Below are 11,426 nucleotides of genomic sequence, written 5' to 3'. Positions count from 1 at the left end.
CAAGGGTGATGCAAGGGTGATGCAAGGGTTTTAAGAGATTCTAGCAGATTTAAGTGCATTTGGGAAGCTCTCAATCAAGCTAAAAGCCCTTTCCTGTAAGGTTTTTAGATTTATTCAGCCAACCCTAATTAGAATGCCAAAAGGTCAGGAAAAACGCCCCAAGGCCACACCAATCAGGATAGCAACCCCGAAAAAGAGACGATACCAGACAAAAACCCAGGTACTCTGTTTTTTGAGATAATCTAATAACCAAGCGATCGAAAGATAGGAAAATATCGCCGAGGAAATTACCCCAATACCCAGGGGAATTAATTCACTGGTGTTAATCTGGTCGAGAACGCCTTTAAATTCCACTAAACCGGCTAAAGCTATCGCCGGAATCCCCAACAGAAAGGAAAATCGCGCCGCTACGGCCCTTTCTAAACCCATGAATAACCCGGCAGTTAAGGTGGACCCAGAACGAGATACCCCCGGTATGAGCGCTAAAGCTTGGGCTAATCCCATTAAAACCCCGTCTTTTTGTCGCAAAGTCTCAAAACTGCGTTTATGTTTCCCGATTTTTTCGGACGTACCTAAGAGTAAAGCCATGACTATGGAGGCACTGGCGATCGCTGTCATGCTTCTCAGGGGGGAGTTATCTAAATCGGGAATGAAAAGTTTCATTAACAAACCGAAGAAAACGATCGGAATTGTGCCTAGGATAATCCCCACGGCTAAACGAAAATCCTGGGAACGATAATCGGAACTAGCCACCGCTTTCACCATTCCCGTGGATATTTGCCTTAAATCCTGCCAAAAATAGGACAATACCGCCGCAATACTGCCCAATTGAATCACTGCTGTATAGGTGACACCAGGATCTCCCCAACCCAAAAAGACGGGAATCGCTTTTAGATGAGCGGTACTGCTAATCGGCAAAAATTCCGTCACTCCCTGCACAAATCCCAAAAAAATCGCCTGTAACCAGTTAATTTTTGCCAGAGGTATGGTGCTAGTGGTTGATTGGGCAATGACGGCGGGTGTAATCGCCAAAATCACCGTTATTATCGCTAGTCCTAGCCATTTATAGCTTTTTTTCAGGAAGGAAAACATCATTTTTCAGTAAAAAAAGGGTTGGGTGTTGGGTGTGGGGGGTTAGGTAAATTAACTAATCAATATTACTGCCTTTTGTCTATTTCCCATTCTCCTATCTCCTGATTTAAGTATAAATACTTGTTGACAACTCATAGTCGTTATGAGTACACTTAATTTAGACAAACTCGAAATGAGTACGACTTAGTAATTAGGAGTTGAAGATTATGCTACCAAACCGAGAAGGACAGAGAGTTCCCGATGTCACCTTTCGCGTGCGTCAAAATAATCAATGGGTGAACATCACCAGCAAGGAATTATTCAAAGGAAAAACCGTTGTTCTTTTTGCCTTACCCGGGGCATTCACTCCCACCTGTTCCACCTCCCATTTACCCGGATATAACGAATTAGCCCCAGTTTTTCGGGAAAATGGCGTAGATAGTATTGTTTGCTTGTCGGTGAATGATACCTTTGTCATGAACGAGTGGGCAAAGGACCAAGAATGTGATAATGTCGTCTTAATTCCCGACGGTAACGGCGAATTTAGTGCGGGAATGGGGATGTTAGTCGATAAAGCTGACTTAGGTTTCGGTAAACGTTCTTGGCGCTATTCGATGCTAGTCAAAGATGGTGTTATCGAGAAAATGTTCATCGAACCAGAAGAACCGGGAGATCCTTTCAAAGTCTCCGATGCGGAAACGATGTTACACCACATCAACCCAGAAGCCAAAAAACCGCCTTTAGTCTCTCTTTTCTCGAAAGTAGGGTGTCCCTACTGTCTCCGGGCCAAGAAAATGTTAGAAGAAAAAGGCCTACAATACGAAGAAATTATCCTCGGACGCGATGCCACCAGTCGTTCTCTGCGGGCCATGAGTGGTAATACCACCACCCCACAAGTCTTCATTAACGGCCAATTAATTGGCGGTTCGGAAGAATTAGCGGCTTATTTAGGAGCTTAATTAATTAAGCTATCAGCTGTCAGCTTCTGATTTTTCAATTAATTAGGCATTTTTCGGCTCTCTTATTCTCTGTGTGATAAGTTTAACTTATATAGGAGCGATCAATCTTTGTGTCCTTTGTGTCTTTGTGGTTCGTTCCACTCGCTCACCCGCAGGACTGTATCTTAGAATACATTTTACCCACCAAACCGAAGAGAGCCATTTTTCTAGTTATCAACACTATTATCTAGCTGACGGCTGACGGCTGAGGGCGATGTTAATCGATTCTTAAAGGGGATATGTATAGCTTGAGCTTAATTGTAGGATCAAAATCAGTCCCCTCTACACGGACACAAGTGAGAAAATTATCGAGTATTCTGTTAACTGATCAAGGAGAAAGATTATGGTAGCCATTCCAGTCAAAACCAAAACCACGGGACAATACTACTCCACCCGCATCGATTTAGCATTAGATATCCGCAAAGCTATTGTTGAAATCCTAAGCCAAACCCTTGCCGCTAGTTTAGACCTAAAAACTCAGGTTAAACAAGCCCACTGGAATGTAAAAGGTTTAAATTTTTACCAATTGCACAGCCTCTTCGACGAAATGGCCACGGAATTAGAAGGCTATGGGGACATGGTAGCAGAACGGATTACCGCTTTAGGTGGAACCGCTTTGGGAACAGCACGCATCGCTGCCGCTAACTCGATTCTGCCAGAATATCCGGCTGATATCGTCGATGGTAGTGAACATATCGTTGCTTTAGCCGAACGTTATGCATTATACGCCGCCCATCTTCGTTCTGCTATTGATAGCACTGGCAATCAAGGGGATGCCGACACAGCAGATCTCTATACGGAAATCTCCCGAGACATCGATAAACGTCTCTGGTTCCTAGAAGCGCATCTGATTAAATCGGAAGATGTTATCGGTTAAATATAGATAAATTTGGGGTGTGTTAACGTAGCTTAATACACCTTAAATTCTCGTAATCGGTAAACGTAGCCAATCACTTATAGTCATTTCAATTAAAATTGAGAATATCAATCCCAGAGTTCATAAGGGTTTTGAAGAATTTTGTCGGTCTAGACTGTATCAGACTTATCTGAAATGACTATAACTACTATAGTTGAAACCCGATTAAATTTTCGATCGCCTTGACCAAATCTTGATTAGTCCAATTCTGGTACAGATAAGCGGCGATCGCACATCCCCCCGCACCGACTCCTTCCTTGACGAAACCTTGTTCATAAGCTTGCAAAACCGGGTATTTAGAGGCGGAAAAGTTTAATTGTGTGGCTAATAGGGGTATTTTTCCGATCAGGCTGGCTAATCCCACCGTATCCCCTGTTCTATCTTCCGCTACCCAACGAGTTGTGCCGACGATGATATTTTCCCAGTTAACCGGATAGGCATATTTAGTCACTAGAGCTTGAATTAGGGCAGAAACGGCTAACATTTGGGTTCCTCCGGCGAGAAGTACCCCACCCTGCCCACTGGCGGCGATGGCCATGCCAGCGACGAAAATCTGCTGAGGATCGCCTAGGGCGGCGATTACCTCAAAAGGATCAAAAATTTCTTTTCCGGCTAATCCCTGCTCAACTATTGCCTGTTTCTGAGCATGATTGCACTGGGGATGGCTGCTGTTAACTTTGCCGTTGGCTCGATAACCCAATCCGGTGAGGATGGCGAGGGCGGTGGTGGTGCCACCGACCACACACTCGCCGATAATTAGATAACTAGACTGGCGGGCTAGTTTTTCGCCCCAGGTTAGTCCTTGGGCGAACAGGTGTTTTACTATGGGGAGATCTAGGGCGCGGCCGGTGGAGAGACAACGGGCCGGTTGTCCCCCCAGTTCGATATAATCGACGGCCGGGGGCAAGGGTAAACCGGCGTTAAAAACGAGGACGGGAATGGCTAATTTTTCCACCACGGCGCGGGTAATATAGGCGGGGGAGGCTCCCACCGTTAGGGGGGGTAAGGGATAACGGGGATGGGGTGAAACTCCTTTAACGATAAATTCGGCATCGGCGATCGCTGTATATTTTCTATCTTCCGGGGTGGCGCCGGCGGTGGAGATTCCAGGGATTAATCCCGTCTCGGTAAATCCCAAAACTAGGGCAAATATCGGACAAGATTTTTGATGGCGCTCTAACCAATTTTGCCCCCGTTCGATTTCCGTGTAAATTTTAATCATCTGTTGATTTTGTCCTCTTACTTATTACTATTTCCCTCTCTCCATGAGATGATCTTTGATTTCAACATATTTAGAAAATAAGTTATCAATACTAGCCAGTTTTGCCCCGTATGCTAAGGCTGTAGCCATAATAATACGGTCAAAAGGATCTTTGTGAATGGGAGATAAATTAACGGCTCTAATGGCAATTTCGGGGGTAATTGAAAATATATCTATTTTAGCTACTGTTAAAGCTTGTTGAATCCACTCTTGAAGGGGATAACTTAATTCTAATCTCCCCCGTTGGTTAGCAAGGGCTATTTCATAGCAAGAAATGGGGGAAACTCCGAGAGATTCTGCTAACTCAAATTTTTCTAGCCAATGCTCGGGAAATCTGTCAAAATTGCCATTTATTAACCACAACCAAATATGATTATCAAGCACAATTACTTCAGACATTCCCAATCTTCTTCATCTACAATAGGACTGACCATATCACCTAGTATTTTAGCTTTACCCACCATATTCTCCACTGGAAAATGACGTTTGAATAAGGATGGTTTTTCTTCTAATAAGTTGTTTTTGCTGGCGGTGAAATTTTTAATTAATTGATAAAGTTCATCTAGTTGTTCTTCAGGTAAATTATCAATTGCTGTTTGAATAAGTTCTTTAACAGTCATAGTTTTACTCTCTATTTTCTGAACTTGAGTTATACTATAACACAACGGTTCCTTCAATAAAGGGACTCATCTTGAGATTTTACCTAAAATACAGCAGACTAAAAAGACTCATTTAAACCGTTTATTCTTAGATTAGCGGAATCTCCCCTAATGCAAGAGTGCCTCGTCTCAAAAAGTAATTTAAACACTTAACAGCTTATGTCTCTCCTGTCTTCTGCAATTATCGATACTTGGCGACGTTTTTACCGAGATTTCTTGGCAGTAATAGGAGCGATCGCATTAATGATAATTATTTTTGCTGTCCTATTCGGTCCGATTTTCTATCGAGTTCCTATCGATACCATTGATTTTAGTCAAACCACTGCTCCCCCTAGTTTAAAACATCTTTTCGGCACTAATGATCTGGGACAGGATCAATTGGCGAGGATTTTGGTGGGGGGTCGAATTTCCCTGGCGGTGGGGATTGCTGCTATGATAGTCGCGATGATTCTGGGGACAGCGATCGGGGCTATTTCTGGGTTTTACGGGGGGGCGATCGATGGCTTATTGATGCGATTAACGGATTTATTTCTATCTTTGCCGCAATTGCCCCTACTTTTACTGATTGTCTATCTATTTCGCGATAGCATCAAAAAAATCGCCGGACCGGAAACGGGTATTTTTATCCTCGTGGTTTTAGTAATCGGGGGTTTAAATTGGATGTCGGTGGCGCGATTGGTGCGGGGAAATTTCTTAAAATTACGCGAGATGGAGTTTATCTCGGCTGCAAAAGCTTTGGGGGCCACTCCTTGGCGTTTAATCTGGGTGCATTTATTACCTAACGTTTTGGGAATGATTATCGTGGCGGCCACTTTAGCCGTGGGTAATGCGATTATTACCGAGTCAACCCTGAGTTTTTTGGGTTTGGGTTTCCCCCCCGATGTGCCGACTTGGGGACAAATGTTATTTAAAGCTAAAGATTACTTGACAACTGCCCCCCACTTGGTCATTTTTCCGGCTCTGGCTATCGTGATCACGGTGTTAAGTATTAATTTTATCGGTGATGGTTTACGCGATGTCTTCGATCCTCATGTTTGAGGAACTGTGGAACTGGATAATTGCCGAAAAGTACCCAGAACCTCTATGATGATCAGTAACGATGGCGAGGAAATAAATACTGTGAGTAGCGTAACTGTCATTAGCGATCAGAAGTTTGACCAAGAGGTTTTTGAGGTCGAAAAACCCGTTTTAGTCTATTTTTGGGCGAGTTGGTGCGGTCCGTGTCGTCTGGTATCCCCCTCGATCGATTGGGTGGCGAAAACCTACGGCGAACGGCTAAAAGTAGTTAAACTAGAGGTGGACCCTAACCCCAACTCGGTGGCTAAATGTGATGTGAAAGGTGTTCCCGCTTTACGCATCTTTAAAGATAACGAAATTATTGCCACTCATGAAGGGGCGATCGGCAAACAACAATTACAATCTTTTATCGATACCTATGTCAGCTAATTAGGTATCTGTGGTTATGAATAATTTAACCCTAGCACACCGCTTACAGGCACTCCAATCCAACGTTTTTGCCGATATGGATCGGGCAAAAGCTGCCAGTAGAGAAGCGGGTAATGTCATTATCGATCTTTCGCTCGGTTCCTCCGATCTTGGGGCTGCTCCCCACGTTGTCGATGCTATTGAGCGATCTCTCCACGATCCTCACACCCACGGCTATTTACTCCATAATGGTACGCGAGACTTCCGAGTAACTGCCGCTAACTGGTATAGCGATCGCTTTGGGGTTGCCGTTGATCCGGAAACGGAGGTTTTACCCCTAATTGGTTCTCAGGAAGGCACGGCCCATCTACCTTTGGCCATTCTCAACCCCGGGGATTTTGCCCTGCTTCTCGATCCGGGTTATCCCTCCCATTTGGGCGGTGTTGCCCTTGCTGGCGGTCAAATCTACGGAATGCCAATTTTGGCAAAAAATGACTTTCTGCCGGTTTTAGAGGACATTCCTGAGCTAGTGCTGGCACAATCGAAGCTGATGGTCTTGAGTTATCCCCATAATCCCACTACAGCGATCGCACCTTTGACATTTTTTCAAAAAGCGGTTGACTTTTGCCGTCAGCATAATTTAGTTTTAATCCACGATTTTCCCTATCTAGACATCTTTTTTGCGGGAACATCGCCCCCCCCGTCAATTTTACAGGCCGATCGAGATAAAACTAATTCGATCGAGTTTTTTACCTTTTCCAAGTCCTATAATATGGGCGGTTTTCGCATCGGTTTCGCCATTGGCAACCCGCAGTTAATTATGGCTTTGCGACAGATTAAAGCCATGGTTGATTTTAATCAGTATTTGGGCATTCTCAACGGTGCGATCGCTGCTTTAACTGGTAATCAAGATTCGGTCAAAGAAACCGTCGCTATCTTCCAAAAACGCCGGGATGTGTTTATTAATGCCCTAAATCGCATCGGTTGGCCTGTTTCCACTCCGGCCGCCACTATGTACGTTTGGGCGAAAATTCCCCCCAGTTGGGCGGGTAATTCCGTCGATTTTTGTCGGCAATTGGTGGCCCAAACCGGTGTCGCGGTCTCTCCCGGTTCCGGTTTTGGTAAGGGTGGTGAGGGTTATGTGCGTTTTGCCTTAGTTCACGATCCCGATATTCTAGAGGCTGCCGTGGAGAAAATTGGGGCTTTTTTGGGATCAAATCGACATTTAACCTGATTTTGTCCTAAAGTGAAACCCTGATTTTACAATTTAGCTTAAGTTAAGGCACACAGCTTATGCTCGATCCCGTCGTTAATGCGGCCCGGATACTTTGGGAGTTTTATAACGTCCATAAAGATCCGGTGAACCTACTCTTAACCACTGCCTTTTCCGGCTTTGGCTTGACGGGGCTGAATTGGTGGCGCGAAAAACAGCAAAAACGGCGCCGCGCAAGAATCGCAGGCGATAGCTTGCCCTTTAGAGTCGTGCGTCCAAACCAGGATGTATTTCCCGCGATCTTTGGACGGGAGAGGGCAGAATATCTCTATCCTAGCCTGATTGACTGGGATATTCCCCTTCAAGATCGGGAACTGGATATCAACCATTTAGCTGAAATAATAAGGTTATTAAATGATGACCAGTGGGTGATCATTACGGGTCCGGCTGGGATCGGTAAAACTAGAGAGATGGCGGAAGTCGCCCTTCGTTTCATCCGTCGGGGTTGGACGGTAATGGTATTCACTGGTACGTTGGAGGGAGATCAATTTCCTCGAGAACAGTTTCTAGATGTGCGAAGAAATGTGCTTTTTATATTTGACGATTTGCATATTCAAATGAGGCGCAGTGAACCGACTCGGGAAAATCGAGCTACAGAAGAGCAATCCTTGCCGACCGACCGACCGTTACAAGAACGATTATTGGCGGCGCTGGATCATTGCGATAGCGTTCATATTCCCGATACGCGGATCAAGGTTTTGGCGACCGCTAGAGATGAAACCGTCAGCGATGATCCCAGATTGGTTAGCCCATGGGAGATGTTGCAATGGGAGCGATACCCCCTCTGGCGCCGGTTTACGCGCTATCGATTACCCAGACCGGAAAATCAGGCGGCTGCGTCCTGGTTAGTGAATGTGTCGAATCGAACGGGAATTCAACTGGAATGCCCCCCGGAAGAGATCGCACAGCGTAACGACGGAACATTTCAAAATCTGGTGAACAATTTTGAAATTTTGCTGGCTGGCGACAGTCAGGAGGGTCGTTCTTTGTCCCTAAGTCGAGAAAATTTTAAGGATACTCTCCGGGGATCTTGGAAAAAGTGTTATCAAGACGCGTTTAAGTTAGAGCCTTTGGCTAAAGAGTTATACGACGCGGTGGATTTATTACAACAGGCGAATATCCCCCTAAAGGCGTTTGTGGTGGAGCGAGTCGCGTTGATGTTAGTCCGGGGAAATCGCTGGCAAAAAGTTCGCTATCAGTGGCGGATTAAAAAGGCCTTAGAAAAATTAGAAGCGAGGGAGGGAATTTTATCCCCCCGCGATGGGCAGATCGAGGGAAAGGGGGAGTTACTGAGTCTAGAGGATTATTTGGAAAAGCTACTCGGGTTATTTTTAGCCCTGTTAGACCGATTTCCCCTCGAGGTCAAAGAGGCGCTGGATAAGGTGAGCAATAAGTTGTACGATAAGCAAAACTATACAGAATCGTTGCGGGGCTATGATGCTCTAGTTAAATATTTTCCTGAAGATGAAACTTTTCAATTGATGCGGGGAAACAATTTATATTATCTAGTTAGATATACAGATGCTCTGGATTGTTTTAATCAGGCTACTGAAATTAAGCCAGATTATTTTCGTGCTTGGACAAACAAAGGATTGATAATACAAAAAATAGATGTGTTGGAGGGAGTGGAAAAAGAAGCCACCGCTCTTGAATATTATGACCGAGCCTTGGCAATTAATCCTGATGACGCTCTCACGCTGGTAAACAAAGGTTCATTGCTAGGAGAATTGGGTAAAAAGGAAGAGGCGCTAGAGCTTTATAAACAGGCGATCAATAATGATCCTAACTACTATAGGGCTTACTATGCTCAAGGTTTGGAGTTTAGCGAGATGAATAGATACGAAGAGTCAATTTCAGCTTACGCACAAGCTATTGAAGTCAAGCCTGATTTTGTGGCGGCTTGGGTGGGTAAAGGTAATCAACTAGAGAATTTAGGGAGGTATGAAGAGGCGCTGTCTGCTTACGATGAAGCCATTCGATTGAAACCTGATTATGAAGCCGCTTGGCATAATAAAGGAAATCAACTAGCGAATTTAGGAAGATATGAAGAGGCGCTGTCTGCTTACGAGGAAGCTATACGATTGAAACCTGATTATGAAGCCGCTTGGCATAATAAAGGCAACCAACTAGCAAATTTAGGAAGATATGAAGAGGCGCTGTCTGCTTACGAGGAAGCTATACGATTGAAACCTGATTATGATTACGCTTGGCTTGGTAAAGGAAATCAACTAGCGAATTTAGGAAGATATGAAGAGGCGCTGTCTGCTTACGAGGAAGCTATACGATTGAAACCTGATTATGATTACGCTTGGCATAATAAAGGAAATCAACTAGCAAATTTAGGGAGGTATGAAGAGGCGCTTTCTGCTTACGAGGAAGCCATTCGATTGAAACCTGATTATGATTACGCTTGGAATGGGAAAGGCAATCAATTAGGAAATCTAGGAAGGTATGAAGAGGCGCTTTCTGCTTACGAGGAAGCCATTCGATTGAAACCTGATTATGAAGCCGCTTGGCTTAATAAAGGAAATCAACTAGCGAATTTAGGAAGATATGAAGAGGCGCTGTCTGCTTACGATGAAGCCATTCGATTGAAACCTGATTATGAAGTTGCTTGGGCAGTTAAAGGCAACCAACTAGCAAATTTAGGAAGATATGAAGAGGCGCTGTCTGCTTACGAGGAAGCTATACGATTGAAACCTGATTATGAAACCGCTTGGTTTTGTAAAGGTAGTCAATTAGGGAATTTAGAGAGGTATGAAGAGGCGATCGCCGCCTATGATGAGGCGATTAAGTTTAAAGCGGACTACATCGAAGCAATCTTCAATAAAGCAATACTTTTAAAAAAATTAGGTCATCAAGATATTGTAAACCAGCAATTCCATTTAATTGTTGAAACTTGTCAGCAGTATAAAAACAAAGACAATCAAACAATTGATTTTTGGAATGTCTATGCCGCTTCTCTAACTTGCTTAGGACAATATGAGGAAGTAGAACAAATTTTACAAAAAGCCCTAGCCATTAATCCAAACCACCCTAATACAAACTACAACCTAGCCTGCTACTACGCTATTCAGGATAATATTCCTTTAGCGGTCGAATATCTCGCCAAGGCGATTCAATTAAGACCCAGTGATAGAGAACAGGCGAAAAAAGATTCTGACTTCGATAAAATTCGTCAAGACCCCCGATTTATCGAGCTTATTTCGGATAATTTCTAAATTGTCAACCTTCTCGCTCATTTTCTTCGAGAATTTCTTGATAGATGACGGATTCTCCCATAATCCTACTCCGAAAGATATTTCTGATCTTCTCTCGGTTGTAATTGCTCGATCGCGTCGGGGGACAAATCGGTAAATCGGGCGATTTCTGTGATAGAAAAACCAGCAGATAGCATTTTTAGGGCAATTTGTCGAGCTTTTTCTTCTTTACCCTCCTCTTTGCCTTCCTCTTTGCCTTCCTCTAAAATATCTTGATAAATGACGGATTCTCTCATAATGTCACTCCGAAGAATTTTTTTAATCGTCTCTCGATTGTAATTCCTCGATAGTTGCCGGGGACAAATCGGTAAATCGGGCGATTTCTGTGATAGAAAAACCAGCAGATAGCATTTTCAGGGCAATTTGTCGAGCTTTTTCCTCTTTACCCGCTTGCAAGCCTTTTTTTAGTCCTTTTTCCTCGCCTTCCTCTCTGCCTTCCTCTCTGCCTTCCTCTAAAATATCTTGATAGATGACGGATTCTCTCATAATGTCACTCCGAAGGATTTTTTTGATCGTCTCTCGATTTAATACTAACCCGGCGAGAATACTGGTAGCGGCAGCGA

At 44.1% G+C, this 11,426-nt stretch carries 12 protein-coding genes; 6 read left to right on the top strand and 6 right to left on the bottom strand.

The features are described from left to right. Positions 1-144: 144 nt before the first annotated feature. Positions 145-1,095, bottom strand: a complete 951-nt coding sequence (locus EWV60_RS00290) for an undecaprenyl-diphosphate phosphatase (protein WP_287230150.1) — start codon at positions 1,093-1,095, stop codon at positions 145-147. Between the two features lie 203 nt (positions 1,096-1,298). Between EWV60_RS00290 and EWV60_RS00285 the strand changes: the two genes are divergently transcribed. Further along, positions 1,299-2,030 carry a glutathione peroxidase gene (locus EWV60_RS00285; RefSeq protein ID WP_287230148.1) on the top strand — a complete coding sequence of 244 codons (732 nt, stop codon included), beginning with the start codon at positions 1,299-1,301 and terminating at the stop codon, positions 2,028-2,030. Between the two features lie 382 nt (positions 2,031-2,412). Continuing rightward, complete coding sequence (gene dps / locus EWV60_RS00280) at positions 2,413-2,946, top strand: DNA starvation/stationary phase protection protein Dps (RefSeq protein ID WP_287230147.1); 534 nt, start codon at positions 2,413-2,415, stop codon at positions 2,944-2,946. A 187-nt stretch (positions 2,947-3,133) separates the two neighbouring features. Here dps and cobT read toward each other — a convergent pair whose 3' ends face one another. The 3 genes from cobT to EWV60_RS00265 are packed head-to-tail and all read right to left on the bottom strand — an operon-like array spanning position 3,134 to position 4,866. Continuing rightward, positions 3,134-4,207 (bottom strand): nicotinate mononucleotide-dependent phosphoribosyltransferase CobT, encoded by a 1,074-nt coding sequence (gene cobT / locus EWV60_RS00275; protein ID WP_002752139.1) that lies wholly within the window; start codon positions 4,205-4,207, stop codon positions 3,134-3,136. A gap of 27 nt (positions 4,208-4,234) precedes the next feature. Beyond that, a complete protein-coding gene (locus EWV60_RS00270; RefSeq protein ID WP_002752137.1) occupies positions 4,235-4,645 on the bottom strand; it encodes a type II toxin-antitoxin system VapC family toxin in 411 nt (136 codons plus the stop codon). Continuing rightward, positions 4,633-4,866: a hypothetical protein gene (locus EWV60_RS00265; protein WP_002739069.1), complete on the bottom strand. Its 234-nt coding sequence runs from the start codon at positions 4,864-4,866 to the stop codon at positions 4,633-4,635. The genes EWV60_RS00270 and EWV60_RS00265 overlap by 13 nt, the downstream gene beginning before the upstream one ends. A gap of 198 nt (positions 4,867-5,064) precedes the next feature. Here EWV60_RS00265 and EWV60_RS00260 point away from each other — a divergent pair, with 198 nt between their 5' ends. The 4 genes from EWV60_RS00260 to EWV60_RS00245 are packed head-to-tail and all read left to right on the top strand — an operon-like array spanning position 5,065 to position 10,824. Continuing rightward, a complete protein-coding gene (locus EWV60_RS00260) occupies positions 5,065-5,943 on the top strand; it encodes an ABC transporter permease (RefSeq protein ID WP_287230145.1) in 879 nt (292 codons plus the stop codon). 45 nt (positions 5,944-5,988) lie between these two features. After that, the gene (locus EWV60_RS00255; RefSeq protein WP_081330818.1) at positions 5,989-6,351 is read left to right on the top strand and encodes a thioredoxin family protein; all 363 of its coding nucleotides are present in this window, start codon (positions 5,989-5,991) and stop codon (positions 6,349-6,351) included. A gap of 16 nt (positions 6,352-6,367) precedes the next feature. Beyond that, positions 6,368-7,564 (top strand): LL-diaminopimelate aminotransferase, encoded by a 1,197-nt coding sequence (locus EWV60_RS00250; protein WP_287230143.1) that lies wholly within the window; start codon positions 6,368-6,370, stop codon positions 7,562-7,564. Positions 7,565-7,623: 59 nt separating this feature from the next. Next, a complete protein-coding gene (locus tag EWV60_RS00245; protein ID WP_287230141.1) occupies positions 7,624-10,824 on the top strand; it encodes a tetratricopeptide repeat protein in 3,201 nt (1,066 codons plus the stop codon). A 65-nt stretch (positions 10,825-10,889) separates the two neighbouring features. Here the strand turns inward: EWV60_RS00245 and EWV60_RS00240 are convergent, their stop codons facing one another. Together EWV60_RS00240 and EWV60_RS00235 are read right to left on the bottom strand one after the other, a co-directional pair. After that, positions 10,890-11,099 (bottom strand): Rpn/YhgA-type helix-turn-helix domain-containing protein, encoded by a 210-nt coding sequence (locus EWV60_RS00240; protein ID WP_287230152.1) that lies wholly within the window; start codon positions 11,097-11,099, stop codon positions 10,890-10,892. A gap of 22 nt (positions 11,100-11,121) precedes the next feature. Then, positions 11,122-11,426: Rpn/YhgA-type helix-turn-helix domain-containing protein (locus tag EWV60_RS00235; RefSeq protein ID WP_502705814.1), on the bottom strand; the 305-nt coding region annotated here is incomplete at its 5' end.

The sequence above is a fragment of the Microcystis sp. Msp_OC_L_20101000_S702 genome, assembly GCF_007095705.1.
GTDB lineage: Bacteria > Cyanobacteriota > Cyanobacteriia > Cyanobacteriales > Microcystaceae > Microcystis > Microcystis ichthyoblabe_A.
Note: the sequence above shows the minus strand (reverse complement) of the source record. Positions and strands in the feature narration are given on the sequence as shown.